20 protein-coding genes and 2 tRNA genes are annotated in these 17,521 nt (G+C 50.5%); 5 read left to right on the forward strand and 17 right to left on the reverse strand.

Going from position 1 to position 17,521, the window contains the following annotated elements; translation table 11 throughout:
* Positions 1–44: 44 nt before the first annotated feature.
* A complete protein-coding gene (locus GC101_RS19755; RefSeq protein WP_171718621.1) occupies positions 45–1,082 on the reverse strand; it encodes an ABC transporter substrate-binding protein in 1,038 nt (345 codons plus the stop codon).
* Positions 1,083–1,486: 404 nt separating this feature from the next.
* On the opposite strand from GC101_RS19755, the gene GC101_RS36570 reads away from it, so the two are divergent.
* The gene (locus tag GC101_RS36570) at positions 1,487–1,570 is read left to right on the forward strand and encodes a putative holin-like toxin (protein ID WP_281365902.1); all 84 of its coding nucleotides are present in this window, start codon (positions 1,487–1,489) and stop codon (positions 1,568–1,570) included.
* 147 nt (positions 1,571–1,717) lie between these two features.
* On the opposite strand, the gene GC101_RS19760 is transcribed toward GC101_RS36570, so the two are convergent.
* Positions 1,718–2,050 carry an IS1096 element passenger TnpR family protein gene (locus GC101_RS19760; RefSeq protein WP_171718690.1) on the reverse strand — a complete coding sequence of 111 codons (333 nt, stop codon included), beginning with the start codon at positions 2,048–2,050 and terminating at the stop codon, positions 1,718–1,720.
* 93 nt (positions 2,051–2,143) lie between these two features.
* Here GC101_RS19760 and GC101_RS19765 point away from each other — a divergent pair, with 93 nt between their 5' ends.
* Both GC101_RS19765 and GC101_RS19770 read left to right on the forward strand, forming a co-directional pair.
* Entirely contained in the window at positions 2,144–2,707 is a 564-nt protein-coding gene (locus tag GC101_RS19765) for a hypothetical protein (protein ID WP_042135460.1), read from the forward strand.
* A gap of 52 nt (positions 2,708–2,759) precedes the next feature.
* Positions 2,760–4,079, forward strand: a complete 1,320-nt coding sequence (locus GC101_RS19770; protein ID WP_171718622.1) for a TerD family protein — start codon at positions 2,760–2,762, stop codon at positions 4,077–4,079.
* Positions 4,080–4,184: 105 nt separating this feature from the next.
* On the opposite strand, the gene GC101_RS19775 is transcribed toward GC101_RS19770, so the two are convergent.
* Complete coding sequence (locus GC101_RS19775) at positions 4,185–4,850, reverse strand: TetR/AcrR family transcriptional regulator (protein ID WP_171718623.1); 666 nt, start codon at positions 4,848–4,850, stop codon at positions 4,185–4,187.
* 277 nt (positions 4,851–5,127) lie between these two features.
* On the opposite strand from GC101_RS19775, the gene GC101_RS19780 reads away from it, so the two are divergent.
* Entirely contained in the window at positions 5,128–5,910 is a 783-nt protein-coding gene (locus GC101_RS19780; protein ID WP_171718624.1) for an SDR family NAD(P)-dependent oxidoreductase, read from the forward strand.
* Between the two features lie 127 nt (positions 5,911–6,037).
* Here the strand turns inward: GC101_RS19780 and GC101_RS19785 are convergent, their stop codons facing one another.
* The 6 genes from GC101_RS19785 to nrdR form a co-directional block, all read right to left on the reverse strand.
* Positions 6,038–6,481: a DoxX family protein gene (locus tag GC101_RS19785; protein WP_171718625.1), complete on the reverse strand. Its 444-nt coding sequence runs from the start codon at positions 6,479–6,481 to the stop codon at positions 6,038–6,040.
* Between the two features lie 20 nt (positions 6,482–6,501).
* Positions 6,502–7,095 carry a TetR/AcrR family transcriptional regulator gene (locus GC101_RS19790; RefSeq protein ID WP_171718626.1) on the reverse strand — a complete coding sequence of 198 codons (594 nt, stop codon included), beginning with the start codon at positions 7,093–7,095 and terminating at the stop codon, positions 6,502–6,504.
* A 168-nt stretch (positions 7,096–7,263) separates the two neighbouring features.
* Positions 7,264–7,812 (reverse strand): GNAT family N-acetyltransferase, encoded by a 549-nt coding sequence (locus tag GC101_RS19795; RefSeq protein ID WP_171718627.1) that lies wholly within the window; start codon positions 7,810–7,812, stop codon positions 7,264–7,266.
* A gap of 56 nt (positions 7,813–7,868) precedes the next feature.
* A tRNA-Lys gene (locus GC101_RS19800) sits at positions 7,869–7,941 on the reverse strand.
* Between the two features lie 6 nt (positions 7,942–7,947).
* Positions 7,948–8,023 (reverse strand) — tRNA-Ala (locus tag GC101_RS19805).
* A 246-nt stretch (positions 8,024–8,269) separates the two neighbouring features.
* Positions 8,270–8,746 (reverse strand): transcriptional regulator NrdR, encoded by a 477-nt coding sequence (gene nrdR, locus GC101_RS19810; protein ID WP_039305242.1) that lies wholly within the window; start codon positions 8,744–8,746, stop codon positions 8,270–8,272.
* A 164-nt stretch (positions 8,747–8,910) separates the two neighbouring features.
* Here nrdR and GC101_RS19815 point away from each other — a divergent pair, with 164 nt between their 5' ends.
* Complete coding sequence (locus tag GC101_RS19815; RefSeq protein WP_039305013.1) at positions 8,911–9,129, forward strand: alpha/beta-type small acid-soluble spore protein; 219 nt, start codon at positions 8,911–8,913, stop codon at positions 9,127–9,129.
* Positions 9,130–9,228: 99 nt separating this feature from the next.
* Here the strand turns inward: GC101_RS19815 and GC101_RS19820 are convergent, their stop codons facing one another.
* From GC101_RS19820 to GC101_RS19855, 8 genes are all read right to left on the reverse strand, one after another.
* Complete coding sequence (locus tag GC101_RS19820; RefSeq protein ID WP_171718691.1) at positions 9,229–9,792, reverse strand: lytic transglycosylase domain-containing protein; 564 nt, start codon at positions 9,790–9,792, stop codon at positions 9,229–9,231.
* Positions 9,792–10,388, reverse strand: coding sequence for a dephospho-CoA kinase (gene coaE, locus GC101_RS19825; RefSeq protein WP_171718628.1), 597 nt, complete (start codon positions 10,386–10,388; stop codon positions 9,792–9,794). Before coaE ends, GC101_RS19820 begins: the two co-directional genes overlap by 1 nt.
* 9 nt (positions 10,389–10,397) lie before the next feature.
* Entirely contained in the window at positions 10,398–11,126 is a 729-nt protein-coding gene (locus GC101_RS19830; protein WP_171718629.1) for a manganese efflux pump, read from the reverse strand.
* Positions 11,127–11,311: 185 nt separating this feature from the next.
* Positions 11,312–12,154 (reverse strand): DNA-formamidopyrimidine glycosylase, encoded by an 843-nt coding sequence (gene mutM / locus GC101_RS19835; protein WP_171718630.1) that lies wholly within the window; start codon positions 12,152–12,154, stop codon positions 11,312–11,314.
* 51 nt (positions 12,155–12,205) lie between these two features.
* On the reverse strand, positions 12,206–14,878 hold the full coding sequence (polA, locus tag GC101_RS19840) for a DNA polymerase I (RefSeq protein WP_171718631.1): 2,673 nt from the start codon (positions 14,876–14,878) through the stop codon (positions 12,206–12,208).
* A 228-nt stretch (positions 14,879–15,106) separates the two neighbouring features.
* Positions 15,107–15,766 carry a phosphate signaling complex protein PhoU gene (phoU, locus tag GC101_RS19845; RefSeq protein ID WP_039304983.1) on the reverse strand — a complete coding sequence of 220 codons (660 nt, stop codon included), beginning with the start codon at positions 15,764–15,766 and terminating at the stop codon, positions 15,107–15,109.
* A gap of 123 nt (positions 15,767–15,889) precedes the next feature.
* Positions 15,890–16,645, reverse strand: coding sequence for a phosphate ABC transporter ATP-binding protein PstB (gene pstB / locus GC101_RS19850; protein WP_039304980.1), 756 nt, complete (start codon positions 16,643–16,645; stop codon positions 15,890–15,892).
* A gap of 139 nt (positions 16,646–16,784) precedes the next feature.
* Complete coding sequence (locus GC101_RS19855) at positions 16,785–17,513, reverse strand: response regulator transcription factor (RefSeq protein ID WP_039304977.1); 729 nt, start codon at positions 17,511–17,513, stop codon at positions 16,785–16,787.
* Positions 17,514–17,521: the final 8 nt, after the last annotated feature.

The raw sequence follows: 17,521 nt of genomic DNA on the forward strand, positions 1-17,521 counted from the left end.
GTTATTCACCCGCCTTCTCTCTGATTTGCTGTTCCGGTCTTGAATTATTCAGCAATATTAGTAAACAGCTCGGTATAACGCTCCACAATAGCTGCCTTATTCTCTGCAACGTAGGCTACGTCCTCATCAATCACCTTGATTTGGTCCATCTGTGTCATAAAGTCTCCGATCGCAGCATCGGTGCGCAGCGGACGGTTGGTCGTTTCTTGTCCTAGCGCATCCTGACCTTCTTTGGAGATCAGAAAGTCGATGAACTTCCGGGCATTTTCCTGATTGGGAGAACCTTTAACAACTCCGGCTACCGCATCGAGGAACACCGTTCCCTCTTCCGGATATACAACCTTTACCGGCGCACCGTCTTTTACGTAGCTGACTGCCGGATCCTCGTAGGTTAACGCCACTACATATTCGCCGTCAGCAACACTCTTGTGCGCTTTACTGGAGCCGCCCGCAATTTTACCGTCCAGATTCTCCAGCAGCTTGCCTACGTAATCCCAGCCTGCATCGGAAGTATAATCCCCGCCCATAGCTCTAAGCATATTCGTCAATTGGGCGAACGCCGAGCTGGAATTGGCAGGGTCCGCCATCGCGATCTTACCCTTCAGCTCCGGATTGAGCAGATCCTCGTAACCGTTAATTTCAATATCACCTGCAAGGTTCGTATTCACCAGCAGAACACTTCCGTCCGACACGTAAGAGGTCATGATGCCAGTCGTATTCGTGTGGCCTTCCAGCAGATCCTTATCATTAGGGGAGACATATTCCTCGAATAGCTCGGCATTATCATTGAACAAGGCATAAGCTCCGCCGAACATGACGTCAGCGTACGGGTTGGTTTTCTCTGACTGAATCCGCTTGATCAGCTCGCCGCTGCCTGCCGATACCAGCTCCACTGTAACGCCAGTCTGCTTCTCGAATGCCGGGATAAGTGCATTAATCATCGCTTCACTATTCGGGGTATAGACAACCAGCTTGTCCGAACTACCGCCCGATGCGCTGTCATCTGCTTGGTTTCCTCCACATGCCGAGAGCACAACCACCATCATTGTCATAATAAGTGACACCGTTAACCACTTTTTCATTTCCTCTTCACCCCTTGTCTGGATATAGGTCTATTCTATCAGCTTGAAATTTCATTAAAATCCTATTATTCGACAAAATCATCTAAAATGCACAACTAAAACGAGCTAATATGTTATATAACATAACATTAAAATACATAAATTGGATTTTCGGCTGCCTTTAACATTTTTCCCGCAGTTAATATCCTTAGACAAGGGACTCGCACTTCATTTCATTCCAATCAAAAAAAACCCTGGAAGTATTCCCAGGGCTGATTGTAAATTTATTTGATTTGTGTAGTCCGAAGATGAAAATTTCAGGGAACATTTGTACTTACCCATTTACCATAATATGCTATACTGATTGAACAATAGAAGGCTTGCAAGGGCGGTCGGCTAATCTCCCATGAAGGGAGGTGAGGCCAATGGAGGTTCATCAAGCGTTGTCTCTGATGATCATGTTCGGCATGTTCATTATTGCATTGCTCAACTACCTCAAAAAGAAATAGACCGCCCTAGTCCAAAGGATGCGGTCTATTTCTGCCCGTAGCACCTAAAAGCCTCCGCCCTTAAAAGCGGCTATTGCTCAGAGAGTCGTGTTGACGCGTTCAGTACAAAACCTACATTGAGGATTTCGCGGACTACATGCCGGCAGGTTATTCATCTTCGTCCTCATATTCTTCTTCGTCTCCGAAACCTCCATATTGATTAGGCACCTCTCCGTTACTCTCCATAATCATCGGTAATTTCTTACCCGGACTCACCTCTATAGTTCCCAGATACTGAACAATAAAATGCCATTCATCGCCGTAGTCGAATAAGAGTAACATCTTTTGTTTAGGAGTATGGAATACTTTATTGATTTTTGCCCTGTTCACGCCGGGGAACTTCGTCTTCTCACCGATATCGGCAAACAGCTCGTAACCTTCTTCAGAGCGTGTCCAGTTTTTGATATTATCATAGAAACCAAAGGCGTGATCCAGATCAATTCATTGTAAATAATCAACCGTGCTCTCCCAAGATTCCCCATCTTCTGCTATGCTAATAGAAATCCCAATAAGAAGCAGGAGGCACGAACTTGAATGGATGCATTTCAATATGAGCTTACTTCAGAGACTACGATTAATCTGAAATATGAGTATGGAGGCGAGTACTTCACGTTCAGCCTGTACCGGGATGACAGAGGCTGGGTGCTTCACCCCTTTGACGGCATTCTGCTGAGGAATCCGGCAATGTGCTCTCTTGTCGCCCAAGAGCTGTTCAAGCACAAGCCTTTTCAGGTCATGCTGGCAAAAGAGGGAATTCTTTTCACCGATATACGTTCCACTGTTAACCTCGATAATGTGAACACTCCGGTTGCCGCGCGCAATGAGCGGGAGTCCTACGATAACCCGGCTGATGACCTGATGGAATTTGTTCAGCAGCACTCGGTGGAAGAGGTCATTGATTACGAATGTAGTCTCGTCGAGAACCGCATCTCCTTTTATAGAGAAATCCTGCAGCGGATGTTCATGGACAATCTGGGCCCCTCGGATCCGGAGTTCCAAAAGGTGCAGGATATTGTACGTATCTACGAACATTCTTTAGATAAGCTATCCAGTCTGAATGGTCCGAACCTCGATGCCGGAAGACGCGGCAGATTCTAAGCTCCTTCACATATTCATTCAATTCTACTAATCTTCTGAAAGGCTGGTTCCAATGACTGCTCAGCTGATAAAGGGACAAAAATGCAACTTAACAAAAGATACGCCTCTCCTTACCCGTATCATCGTCGGAATGGGCTGGCACAATACGGGCTCTGCGGTTGAGGTTGATTTTTCCGCCTTTTTGCTTACGCCATCCCAGAGCGTCTCAAAAGATGAGGACCTTATTTTTTATGGCAACCCTTCTACTCCGGACCAATCTGTATGTGTATTGCAGTCTGATAAAAAAGCCTACGCAGGGTTAACCGATAACACACAAATCGCTGTCAGTCTCAGTCAGATTCCTGCAGAATACGAGCGGATTGCATTTGCACTAACGATTTATGAGGCTGAGAAACGGCAGCACAGCTTCTCGCTGCTGGACGATGCATATTTACGGATCATCAATGCTGCTGATGGAACTGAGCTTCTCCGCTACAGGCTCGGTAAAGCGTTCACTGTAGAGACCGCGATTGTCGCCGGAGAAATCTACAGATACCAGAATGAATGGAAATTCAGCGCAGTGGGTTCCGGATATGCAGGCGGTTTAGCTGCCCTATGCCAAAGTTATGGGATTCGGGTCAATGACATTCTTCCGTCTGTTCAGCCCGCCAGCCGGGTGGTTCAGCCGCAGCAGTCTCCCCTTATTCTCCCGGAGCTGAGGTCAAGGCCTAAACCGGCGGGTAATTTCCCCCCTTCTTCACCAGCTTCACCTCCAGCATCGCCTCCAGCCCCTCCATTAAATCCTGGTACCCTCCTGCTTAAGAAACGCGGGGAGCGGATCAATCTGCAGAAAGGGGCAGGATCACTAGGCGAGATCCTGATTAACCTGAACTGGGTGCAGACCCAATCATCCGGCTGGTTCGGCAGCAAAGGTATCGATCTTGATCTCGGTTGTCTGTTTGAATTGAAAAACGGGCTTAAGGGCTCTGTCCAGGCACTCGGTGAGTCCTTCGGCAGCTTGAACCGGCCGCCCTACATTTCCCTGGACGGGGATGACCGCACCGGATCGATCGCCACAGGTGAGAATCTGCGGATCAACGGCCATTATCTTTCCGAGATCAGCCGGATTGTTGTCTTTGCCTTTATCTATGAGGGAATCACGAACTGGTCGCAGGCTGACGCCCGTGTGACTATCAGGCAGCAGAACGGGCCTGAGATCGAGGTCCGGCTGGATGAGCACAACAATAATAAGGGAATGTGTGCCATCGCCATGATTCGTAATCAGCAGGATGAGACCTTCAGCGTGGAGCGGCTCGTAGAATATTTCGCCGGACACGAGGAATTAGATCAGCACTATAACTGGAATCTGAGATGGGAAGCCGGGAGCAAATAGAGCGTTCTTAACAGCAAAAGAACGGCATCTCTGCCGTTCTTCTGTGATGGACATTTCAAGGGGTTCGAGCCCCTGAACGCATCCCTGCCATATTGGCTCTTTTCTCTAGACTGAACCGGCTGCGGGTGCGAACAACGAGCTTGCAAGCTGAAATACCGTTTGCTCATATACAACATGCGCCGCTGCTACACTCCCCAGATGTCCTCCAATGTACAGGTGAATGACTCCGTGAAGAGAGGACCAGATTGTACCCACAATTAATTCCGGAGTGGAATTACCAGCAATAAGCCCCTTCTCTTGAGCGCTGACAATTACGGATAACAACCGCCGCATAGCGGTAACAGTGCCTTTCATCCCCTGCTCATCCGGTTTGAAATCCGCAAATGCTCCTCCAAACATCAATTTATAATAGCTTGTGTGGCGTTGGCCGAATTCCCAATACACCTCTGCCAGATTCAGTAAATACTGCTGCAGATCTTCTGACTGCGAAGTGCTTTCAAATTCATTGGAGAGTATTTTGCAGCCATCCAGATATAATTGCTGGGCTAATCCCTCTTTATTCGTAAACAGACTGTAAATGATCTTGGTTGAGCAATCCATCCTCTGCGCCACTTTTCGCACGGTTACAGCTTCCGGACCTTCTTCCTGAAGGATTATAGCTGCTGCATCTACTACAAGCTGACGAAGATTCGCAGTGTTCTGCAAGCGGGCCTCCTGATAGGTTGTCACCTTTTTAGGAGCTGCTTCAGCATGATTTCCTTGTTCATTCAACGTAATCGCCTTCTTTGGTTATGATGTTGTTCCCCGGAAACACAGTTTCCCATTCATATACCACGCATTGTATACAGTTGGTTCCACAAAGTCAATCCTCCAACCAACCACACTGGTCCTACATATAATTAAAAGAAGGTTTGACTTTCTCCAGATAACAAGATACTATGATTTCATCGGGTAACAGTGTTACCATATAAAATCTTAGTTCCCTAAGATGCACACTCGGTACCTACGTTTCTGATGATTACATTCAATTTATTAGGAGGAATACGTTATGAATATTCAAGGGAAATGGTCGCTAATCACGGGAGCTTCTTCCGGTATCGGCGAACAGTTTGCAAGGCAACTGGCTAAGCAAGGAAGTCATTTGGTGCTGGTGGCTAGAACTAAGAGCAAACTGGATACGCTCGCAGCAGAACTCGGAAGAAAATACAACATCAAGGCCGAAGTGATAGCTATGGACCTTGCGGAAGCAGACGCCCCCCGCGATTTGTTCCAGCAATGCCAGCGGTTGCAGCTGGAGATTGAACTGCTGATCAATAATGCCGGATTTGCGACCCATGGATTGTTCGAACAAATCTCAGGCCAGCGGCAGCATGAAGAGATCATGTTGAATGTTGCTGCGGTTGTAAATATGACTCATCTATTCTTACCGGATATGCTGCGCAGAAGCTCAGGCACTGTCATCAATGTATCTTCCACTGCAGGATTCCAGCCTCTCCCCTATATGGCTGTGTATGGGGCAACCAAAGCATTTGTCCTATCCTTTACAGAGGCGTTATGGTGGGAGAACCGTGACCGCGGAGTCCAGTTCTTTGCACTTTGTCCCGGTTCTACAGATACAGACTTCTTCGCTGTTGTGGGAACGGAGGAAGCTTCCATCGGGAAAAAAGCAACTCCGCAACAAGTAGTGGAAACTGCGCTGCGCTCGCTCGCCAACAAGAAGATATACACAGTTCCAGGATCGCAAAATTACCTCGGAGCCCAGCTGTCCAGATTCGTTACCCGTAAGCAGAGTCTGCGGATAGTCGGAAACATGCTCCGGCCCCGTTCGTAGCCGGTTCCTTTAACAGTATTCCCTGTCCCCGGACAACGGAAGGAATGGAAGTTCTGGAGTTCTTAGCAAGTTCAGTCGTGCAAGCTGAAATCTGACCAATATAGCCCCAGCTCGTGTAGATCAGCAGTTATATGTGCGGGGAGGCAAGTAGTACTGCAGTGATAAATATACTCTGAATTCCTATACGGGCCGGCAATTTCGGCACAGGCTTGCCGCCGATTGTCAACTTGTTGCGGGCGGCATAGATATTGGCGGGGAGCATTGCGATAAGAAGCAAAACGAGGCACACAGAAGCCGCTGGTGAGAAAGCGGGCAGAAGGATACCGATAGCTCCGGCAATTTCCAAGATCCCGGTAACCGTCACAATCCATTCTTTCTGCGGAAAAGCATGCGGCACCATTCTTACCAAATCAGACCGCCGCCGCCCCCAGTGAGCAGAAGCACCCATTAGCAGCATTATGGATACTGCCCATTGAATGGAGGTATGCCAGTCATTCCAATAAGTCACGCCCAGGAGACCAACCACCCGAAACAGCAAAAAGGATAAGATGAGCGCTATAAAAGGAACCATTTTATAATCCTCCCTTAACTTTATTTTTTCAGAATTCCAGCCATAAAGTCCGATACCTCTTTCGCTGCAACTGACTTAGATGATGGGCGCAGGGATGCCCGCACACGCAGACCCAGTGACAGCAGGACGAACAACTCCGCCGTCTCATCAGGGTTCACGTTTTCTTTGATCACCCCGTGCCTTTGACCCGTTGTAATCCACTGCCTGGAGACTGATACCGACCGCTCATGAAAATGCTCAAGCACTTCCGCTACCGCCGGTTCATTCTCCTTGCCCAGCAAGTATAGAAGAACCTTATTGGTCGCTTCATGGCTGTCTTCCAATCCTGCAAGGCTCCTGGAGATGGCCAGCATCGGCCCGTCGAACGTTTTGTTAAGGCTGCCTGCCACTTCTTCCTCAAAACGTTCATTCACAGCTTCAAGCCTCTCCTCCAGCACCCAGGCAAAAATCTCATCCTTACTCTTTACATAATGGAATATTGCACCCTTCGATAATTGCGATTGCTCCATGATATCCTTTAAGGTGATCGCATGGCAGCTTTTGACCCGCAACAATTCCTTGGTTGCATCCATTAGTTGCCGGATGGTCTGCTTCCGGCGGTCTGAGTTCTTCATGGCGATTCTCCTCCTTCGTCCTGCTTTGCTTTGACTTTAATTTATCATGATTATACATACCGACCATCGGTTTGTAAATAGAAACAAAGGCTCAGATACCCGAGACAAATAAAAAAGAACAGCAGCTCTGCCGTTCTTGGGGACAATCAAGCCTTTCTACTCCCAGGCCTAATCTGTATATCTCGCCATCATATATGTACTGTAATATTTGCCGTCTGACAGGATACGGTCCTTCTTCAGTATCCCTTCAACTTCAAAACCAAGGCTTTGGTACAAGCGGATCGCCTTCTCATTGGTTTCCAGAACGCCGCTTAGAATGATCTTGGTTATTCCGTTTGCGTCAGCCCAGGAAATGGACGCCTGCAGAAGGTTTTTACCTACTCCGAAGCCCCAATATTGTTTCAAGACTCCTACCCCGAATTCCACCTTGTGCTTAAACCGCCGAAGATCATGTCCTTCACACCGGGAATAACCAATGATTCTGCCGTCCGCTTCCGCAACCAGACATATATTCCGCGAATGGTTCGTATCCCTCTCGATAATTGTTTCAAATCCGGCTTCATCAATAAAAGCTTCTCCCGGCACCCGGTCCATATGCTCGGTCTCCCCGTCAACCTGAAGCCTTACCCCGGACAGAGACTTCGCGTCTGCCTTAACTGCTGAGCGGATCGTGTAGTTTAAACCTTTAACTTGGTATTCCTGATTATTAATGATCATGGAAATATCCCCCTCCAGACAACAAAAAAACGGCATCTCTGCCGTTTCTTCTGTGATGGACTCTCAGGGGCTCGAACCCTGGACAAATAGATTAAGAGTCTACTGCTCTACCAACTGAGCTAAGAGTCCGTAGTATGGTGGAGAATAGGGGGCTCGAACCCCTGACCTCATCGCTGCCAGCGATGCGCTCTCCCAGCTGAGCTAATTCCCCATACGCTTGATTTCGAATCACATTATGTATTCTGAAATCCATTTTGAGCGGTTCGCTCAAGTCGCTTTCAAGTTGTTATGTTTCGTAGGCGACTTCTATATAATACAGAAATTCAGCATCAGTGTCAACACTTTTATAAAATTAATTAATTTCTATGCAAAGGCGCTTCACACAGAGGCCAGCCTCACAATATCAAGGCTAGCCCCTTTATGCCAGGAATGGCACATTACCTCTTCACAAAGCCTCCTACAGCCCGTCCAGCTCCTCAGTCCCCTTAGAGAGTAGTCCCTTCAGTTCCTTCATAAACATGTTGATGTCCTTGAACTGGCGGTACACGGACGCGAAGCGGACGTAAGCTACCTCATCTACAGGATAGAGCTGCTCCATGACCAGCTCGCCGATCTGGCGGCTCTCGATCTCGGCCAGGGCGATGCCGCGCAGGCTTTTCTCAACCTCGGATACGATGACTTCCAGACGCTCTACGGAAACGGGACGCTTCTCGCAGGCACGGATGAGGCCACGGAGGATTTTGTCACGGCTGAATTCTTCGCGGCTGCCATCTTTTTTGATAACGATCAGCGGGGTCTCTTCAATCATTTCGAAGGTGGTGAAACGGCGGCTGCACAGTTCGCATTCGCGCCTGCGGCGGATTGACTTATTCTCATTGGCTGGACGGGAGTCAAGCACTTTGGTATTGGTGTGATCACAGTAAGGGCATTTCATAAGCTTCATCACTTCCTCATAGTAAGAATGGGTATGCCCCGCTCCTGAAAAACCAGGCTCTACGGGGCTTATGTTAATTTCCAGAAATCACCGTTTATTTGTTGTTATGAATATGGCAAGTCCGGCACATAATACAGTTACCAACCGATAGGAGGTGAACAGCAATGAGCCAAAACAACAGCTCCAATAACCTGGTAGCTCCAAATTCACGCGGTGCCTTGGAACAACTGAAATTCGAAGTTGCCCAAGAACTAGGTATCACCCTCTCCCCAGATGGATACCAAGGCAATAAAACATCTTACGAAAACGGTTCGATCGGTGGATACATCACTAAACGTCTTGTAACCCTGGCTGAACAGCAATTGGCAGGTCAATACAAATAACCTGTCTCCATAAGCTTGCCTAAAGAAGTATTGAACGGCCTCCGGGCCGTTTGATGCTTCTTTTTATGTCGGCACAAACGCAATATTTAAAGCAGAGCCTCAGAATTCACTGTAGAGCTCCGTGTATTGGTCATAATAATAAATGACGCGCTGTACATAATGACGGGTCTCGCCGAACGGGATATCCTTCACAGACGCTTCTGTTCCGTCCCACCGGCCTTCATCCAGCCAGCTCTGTACTTTGCCGGGGCCGGCATTATAAGCGGCTATAACCGCTGTCCGGTTGCCGTCAAACTGCCGCGAAAGCGTAGACAAATACCAGGTGCCCAGTTCGATATTGGAGGATGGCTCTTCTTTTAGCCGCTCAAGCGACACATCGGGAAGCTTGGCCTTTTCCAGCGCCCACTTGGCGGTATCCGGCATCAGCTGCATCAGTCCGATCGCACCTTTTTTGGATTCGCGTCCGGTCTTGAAATTGGTCTCAACGCGGATAATCGACGCCACCAGGAACGGGTCCATCTCATAAGTAAGGCTGTGTTTGCGGATCTCATCTTTATAATGTATCGGATAAAACCAAGACATCCAATTGGTGCCCAGGAACAGGATCGCTGTAAAGCCGATAAACAGCACCAGCAGTACTCTTTTTTTGCGCAGCCACTTCATCATGAGAGGCCCAGCCTGTCCCACAGGCCGGCAACCTGCCGCTCCGTAGCTACGGGATCACCGCTGTTGTCGATCACATAGTCGGCTTTCCTGCGTTTTAGTTCGATGTCCATCTGCGATTTCAGCCGGTTCTCGGCTTGTTCCAGCGTCATTCCGCTCCGCGCCATGAGCCGGGCCAATTGGACTCTGCGGGGCACATAGACCACAATAATCTGATCGAATAAATTGTCCAGCTGTGATTCATAGAGCAGCGGAATATCCACAATAACCAGCCGCTGCGGATCTTCCTGATCTAACGCATACATACGGTCCTTAATTTCTGTGCGGATCGCCGGATGTGTCAGATTGTTCAAGGTCTGAAGTGCTTCCGGATCCCGGAAAACCATCTCCCCCAGCCTCGCCCGGTCCAGTGTTCCGTCCGGCTGCAGAATCGTCTCTCCAAAAGCCTGTACAGCAGCGGCCAGCACCGGATGTCCGGGGAGCATAACCTCTCTGGCGATAACGTCGGCATCCACCAGAGCAGCTCCCTTGGCGACAAACAGTGCGGACACGGTGCTTTTTCCGGAGGCAATCCCTCCGGTTAAGCCCATAATCATGTACTCACCTCATAATAGCTTCATTATACCCATTGCAATTAATAATAACGCCGGCAGAACAGCCGCATGCTTCATCCAGTAGCTGCCTGACAATCTTAGTCCTGTCTTCATTCCCAGCAGCAGAAATGTTCCGCTGAACACTGCGATCATCAGCGAGGTTGACACCGGGCTGAACCCGAGCAGCGCAGCGCCGAGACCGGCACCGAAGGCATCCAGCGACAACGCAATGCCCAGGACCATGGCTTCCATGGAGGAAATACTCCCGGAAGCATCCATATCGGCGGAAGACGGGGTGCGGAGGATCTGAATGACTACTCCCAGATGCCGGAGCTCCAGCGAGAATACAGCCGGCTTCAGCGGTTCATCCTCTTCCCCAATCGCAGCGGCAGCAGCCGTCTCCAGCAAGGCTTGCCGGTCTGGGAGCCCCTCTCCCGCGCCCAGCTCTGCTTCCCCCTGCTCCTTCTCTTTCTGTGTCAGCATCTGGAACAGCGACCAGCAGCCCATCAAGACGAGAATAACCGCTCCGATACTGGAAGCGGCATGCGGTGAGACCACCTTGGCCAGCAGCACGCCGACCTGCATAGACACACAAATGACTACCCCCGAACAGAGCGAGATAATCATAATTGAGAGCAAAGGAATTTTCATTTTACGCAGTCCATATGTAATGCCTACACCAAATCCGTCCAAACTAAGAGCAAACGCAAGCAGCAGCAATGACAACAATGGGCTCAGCACCCGCAATCCCTCCCGTGAAGAACCGGAACCTGGCAGCCTTGTTAGCCGGGATCCGTTCGCCTTAATCAGCAATCTTCACACATTATATGGGCGGGACGGGCAGTGAGTGCCTGCCTTTTGATGGAGCATGGACAACACCGCTTAGAATTCCCTTATAAATCCACTTCATAAGCCCGGCTGAATGCTTACCTTATCTGCACCGGTACAGGCTGGCAGCTCGGACAATAATGCGTGCCCCGGCCGCCGACAACACTTTTCTCAATCAACGTTCCACAGGTAGCACACGGCTGATCCTTGCGTCCGTATATGCGGTGCTGATCCTGATAGTTCCCGCTCTCCCCCTGGCCGTTGACATACGATTTCACTGAGGAGCCTCCCGCATTCACTGCCTCTGTCAAGGTTGCAACGATCGCATGATGCAGCCTGGCCAGATGGTCCTCCGAGAGAGAGTTTGCGGTTTCTTCCGGATGAATACCGGCACGGTGCAGAGATTCATCCACATAAATATTGCCGATACCGACGATATATTCCTGATTCAGCAGCAACGGCTTAATTTTGGTGCTTCTCCGCGAGACAATCTGCTTGAAACGCTCCAGGGTGAACTCTGCATCCAGCGGTTCCTGTCCCAGCTTATTCAGCGGCTTCAGCAGCAGATCCTCACCCGGCTGGAATAGATGCATCGTTCCGAACTGGCGTACATCGGTATAACGCAGCTCCGTACCATCGGTGAAATGGAAAATCACATGAGTATGCTTGTCCAGCGGCTCGCCCTCCCGGTACACCCCGTAACGGCCCTCCATCCGCAGATGGGAGACCATCACAAGTCCATCGAAGACGAACCGCAGGAACTTGCCTCTGCGCTCAACCGTTACTACGCTATGGCCTGCCAGCATATGGGCAAAAGCCTGAATATCATCCGGCCGCTGAATAATCCGCGGCAGCCGGACGGTGACATGCTCTATCTGCTTGCCTGTAATTAAATCATTAAGTGTTCTTCTGACTGTTTCGACTTCCGGCAGTTCCGGCATAATGGCTCACCTCCACTCCATTATACCGGATATCCAGCGGATGCGGGGAGCCTATTTCGCTTCATACCAGTTACTGCCAAAACTTACCTCTGCCTTCAATGGAACGGACAGCTTCAGCGCTCCGGCCATAATCTCCGGCAGCAACTGCTTCATCTGCTCCAGTTCATCTTCCGGCACCTCGAATACAAGCTCATCGTGCACCTGCAGCAGCATTCGGCTCTTCAGCCCGCGCTCGTACAGGGCCTTGTCCATGTGAACCATTGCCAGCTTGATAATATCGGCAGCCGTTCCCTGGATCGGCGTATTCATGGCGGTACGTTCGGCGAAAGAACGCAGATTGAAGTTCTTCGCATTGATCTCCGGCAAGTAGCGGCGGCGCTCCAGCAAAGTGGTCACATACCCCTGCTTGCGTGCCTCGACCACGATATCATCCATATAGCGGCGGACACCCTTGAATACTTCGAAATACTGCTCAATGAACTGGGCCGCTTCCTTGCGCGGAATGTTCAGGTTCTGTGACAGGCCGTAATCGCTGATGCCATACACAATCCCGAAGTTAACCGCCTTGGCGGAACGGCGCATATTGCTGTCCACCATATCGGCTGTAACGCCGAATACGTCCATCGCGGTCTTCGTGTGAATATCCATGTCTTCTACAAAAGCTTCCTTCATCCGCTCATCGCCGGAGATATGTGCCAGCACCCGCAGCTCAATCTGCGAGTAATCCGCCGCCAGAATCGACCAGCCGGGTTCGGAAGGCACGAACACCTTACGGATCTTGCGGCCTTCTTCCAGCCGGATCGGAATATTCTGCAGGTTCGGGAACTGGCTGCTGAGACGTCCCGTTGCGGCAATCGTCTGCCGGTAGAAGGTATGGACCTTGCCGGTCTCGGGCGAGATTTCCTTCAGCAGGCCTTCCACATAGGTGGATTGCAGCTTGGCAATGGAACGGTATTGCAGGATCAGGCGCACAGCGTCATGGTAAGGAGCCAGCTTCTCCAGTACCTCGGCATCGGTGGAATACCCGGTCTTCGTCTTCTTGACGACAGGCAGGCCGAGCTTCACGAACAGGATTTCCCCCAGCTGCTTCGGTGAATTGAGATTGAATTCTGTTCCGCAGATCGAATAGATTTCTCCAACCAGCCTGGAGATCTGTGCTTCGAATTCTTTGCCGAGCTCTATGAGGTCATCTTTGTTAACCGCAATACCCTGCTTCTCCATATCGGCAAGAATCCGCGAGAGCGGCATTTCCAGATCCTGAAACAGTCCGGTCATCGCGGTCTCTTCCAGCTCCTCCTGCTGCTTCTGCACGATGCCGAGCACGGTTGCGCTCTTGCGGGCTACGTGGTTTCCGAGAATCTCAAGCTCCGGTATTCTATATTTGGCCCCTTTGCCGAATACATCTTCATCAGGCGATAAGCGGGGCAGTCCGTATTTGCTCGTGAGGTCATTCAGATTCTGGTTCGCTTCCGTCGGGTCGAGCAGATATGCGGCAAGCTGGACATCATTAGCAGCTCCGGCAAAAGCAATCCCCTGCCAATGCAGCGCCAGATCGGCACGGTGCAGGTCATACCCGCTCTTCGGCGCTTTGTCATCGCCGAGCCAGTCCCGCAGCGGCGCCGCTGCGGCGCTCTTCAGCAGGGAAAACGGCACGAAGTAGTGCTGCTCCGGCGAAGACAGCCCGAGGCCAATGACCTCTGCACGGTGAGGATTTTCACCATTCGATTCCACATGCAGCGCCGAAATGCCCGGCAGCGCAGCAATCAGGTCAGCCAGTCCGGCTTCATCCACAATAGTGATATTAAGCGCTGCCGCTTCCACCGCTGCTGGATCTGAACTGCTGCCATCGGCTGCATGCGAATAAGCGCTCAGCGACAGGCGTTCGAGCAGGGATTTGAATTCGAGCTTAGCGAGTGCAGGACCGGCCGTATCCGTATTGATACCGCTGAAGACCATATCCTCCCAGGCATGCGCCAGCGGAACTTCGCGGTAGATCGTCGCCAGCTTCTTGCTCATGATGGCGCTGTCAGCATGCTCCTCCAGCTTTTCCTTCATTTTGCCCTTCAGCTCACCGGTTCCGGCCAGTACCCCTTCTACTGATCCGAACTGCTGAAGCAGCTTGAGCGCTGTCTTCTCCCCTACTCCCGGCACACCGGGAATATTGTCACTGGCATCGCCCATCAGCCCTTTCAGATCGATGATCTGCTCCGGGGTAAGATCATATTTGTCCCGGATCTGCTGCGGCCCGTACAGCTCTACTTCCGTAACACCCTTACGGACCAGCGCGACGGTTGTATGCTCGGACGCCAGCTGCAGCATGTCCTTATCCCCGGACACAATCATCACCTGCCGCCCTGCGGCATCCGCCTCGCGGGAGATGGTGCCGATAATATCGTCGGCTTCATAGCCGCCGATCTCAAACTGCGGCACCCCTAATCCCTGCAGCAATTCCTTCAGCAGCGGGAACTGTTCGGACAATTCCGGCGGAGTTTTTTGGCGTCCGCCCTTATAATCTTCATACCCTTCATGCCGGAAGGTAATCTTCCCGGCGTCAAAGGCTACAATCATATGACTCGGCTTATGCTCTTCAATCAATCGCAGAAGCATCGTCGTGAAACCGTACACCGCATTCGTCTGCTGTCCTGCTGTATTCGTCAGCGGCGGCATCGCGAAAAACGCCCGGTAAATGATATTATTTCCATCAATCAGTATCAGCTTGTCCACTCTAGCACCTCGCCTTTATCTTGCTTACTTCTTATATAGTACCATATGCCCCGCACCAAGTTGAAACATAAGGATGATTGATTTTAGTGAAGCCTATTCATGAAGCCCGCCGGATTCACACGGGTCTGCAGCTTATGGCATCCTAAGCAGGATTTCCAATCAGACGGCGCTTTAAAACAAAAAAGGCAAGCCTCCGGGGATGAAGGCTTGCTGTCGTGCCTTATGCTTTTATTGATTCAGATCCGGACGTTTGCCCGTTACAAGATAAACTACGCTCTCGCCAATGTTGGTCGCATGATCTGCGATACGCTCAATATAACGGCCAACCAGCGTAAGCAGCATCGCCTGATTAACCGACTCGGGCTTCTGAACCATGTAAGTGTACAGTTCATTAATCATTGCACTGTACAGCCCGTCGACCTGATCGTCGTCCTGCGCCATTTTGTAGGCCAGATCCGTATTCTCATCCAGATAGGACTGAATTGCCTCTGAGATCATTACCGTAACAATCTCGGCCATCCGCGGAATATCCACAAGCGGTTTAATCAGCTGCTGCCCCTGGATCCGCATCGTTACCTTAGCCACATCCAGTGCCAGATCGCCCATACGTTCGAGGTCACTGGAGATTTTGAAGGCTACAATGATGCGGCGCAGATCCTTGGCTACCGGCTGCTGGGTGATGATCAGCCGTGAGCCGATCTCCATAATCCGGTCTTCCATCGCATTCAGCCGTAAATCGTTCTTAACAATTTCCTGTGCCCGTACGGTGTCCAGATTCTGCAAAGCGAGTACAGCACCTTCCAGCGCATCCGTAACATGCTCGCCCATCTGCTCCAGCAGATTGCGCAGCTCTTCCAGATCTTTATCGAATTCTTTTCTGCGAATCATATTGAAAACGATCCTCCTCAAAAACATATGGTCATATAGAGTGAACTTAAGAATACGCCGTAAAGCATTCTTAAGTTCAGCTTATACCGCTGATTTCCTTCCGGGAACGGATTCCTCTGCCGCTTAACCGAAGCGTCCGGATATATAATCTTCAGTGCGGGAGTCTTTGGGATTCGAGAACAGCAGTTCCGTATCCTGAGCCTCCACGATAACGCCGTTCAGGAAAAATACGGTACGCCCCGACACCCGGGCGGCCTGATGCATATTATGCGTGACCATTACAATCGTATACTTATCCCGCAGCTCCTGTACCAGCTCCTCAATCTTCAGCGTGGACACCGGATCAAGTGCGGAGGTGGCCTCGTCCATCAGCAGAATATCCGGCTGTACGGCAAGGGCTCTGGCGATGCAGAGACGCTGCTGCTGGCCACCGGACAAGCTGAGGGCAGACTTTTTGAGGAAATCCTTCACTTCCTCCCAGAGTGCGGATTGGCGCAGGCTTTGCTCCACAATGACATCAAGCTCGGCTTTGCCCTTCACCCCATGGAGGCGCGGACCATAAGCTACATTGTCATAAATCGACTTGGGAAAAGGATTGGGCTGCTGGAACACCATCCCTACCTGCTTACGCAGACTTTCCACTTCAATCTCGTCGCTGTAAATATTTTTACCGCCGATGTTTACTGTTCCTTCAATACGCGTGCCGGGAATCATGTCGTTCATTCGGTTTAGGGTACGCAGCAGCGTGGACTTTCCGCAGCCGGAAGGACCGATAAAAGCGGTAACCTGTTTCTCCGGAATTTGCAGATCCACATTCTTCAGCGCGTGAAATGACTCATAGTAGAGATCAAGTTTCTCTATGTCAATGATGGATTTCATTAGTTTCTGTTGTCTCCTTCTCATCATCTTCGTTCCCCATGATAAGCTTTCAGTGTAAATAGAGCTCCAGAGAATTGTTAACGCTGTGTAAAATCAAAATTCAGCAGGACAGGTGTATCAGAAAAAGAACACCGCCATATCAAATGACTGGTGTTCTCTTCTTGTTCACGACCAGCTTATAGCCCACGCCGCGGATGGAATCAATATGAACAGATTCAGGATCAAGCTCAAGCTTCTTGCGCAGCGAGCTGACATGAACGTCTACAGTACGCTGGCCGCCGATATAATCGAAACCCCAGACCGCATTCATCAGATCATCACGCGTCAGAACCACACCCGGCTTCCGGGCCAGATACAGCAGGACTTCAAACTCCTTGGGACGCAGATTAATACTCTGTCCGCCCAGCGAAACTTCATAACGTTCCGGGTAGATTTCCAGCTGTCCCAGGATAATGGTCGAAGCGGATACTGCCGTTTCCGGCGGGGCCTCCTCGGCAAGGCCGGATATCCGGCGCAGGACCGCACTGACGCGGGCCAGTAATTCGGAGACGCCAAACGGCTTGGTTATGTAATCATCGGCCCCCGATTTCAGGCCCCGGACTACATCTTCTTCGGCATTCTTGGCCGTCAGTACAATGACCGGTGTACGTATGCCCTGTCCACGCAATTTATCCAGAATGTCAATGCCGTTCATGCCGGGCAGCATAAGATCCAGTACGATTAAATCAAAAGGTTCTCTAGTCGCACGGTCATATCCTGCCGTTCCATGATCCTCCACCGTCACTTCATAGCCTTCTTGTGTCAAATTATAAGACAGCAGCCGGGCCAGTGTCGGTTCGTCTTCAATGACAAGCAATCGTTGTGCCATAGGTTCCC

The organism is Paenibacillus phytohabitans, from assembly GCF_013141775.1.
Classification (GTDB): domain Bacteria; phylum Bacillota; class Bacilli; order Paenibacillales; family Paenibacillaceae; genus Paenibacillus_AQ; species Paenibacillus_AQ phytohabitans.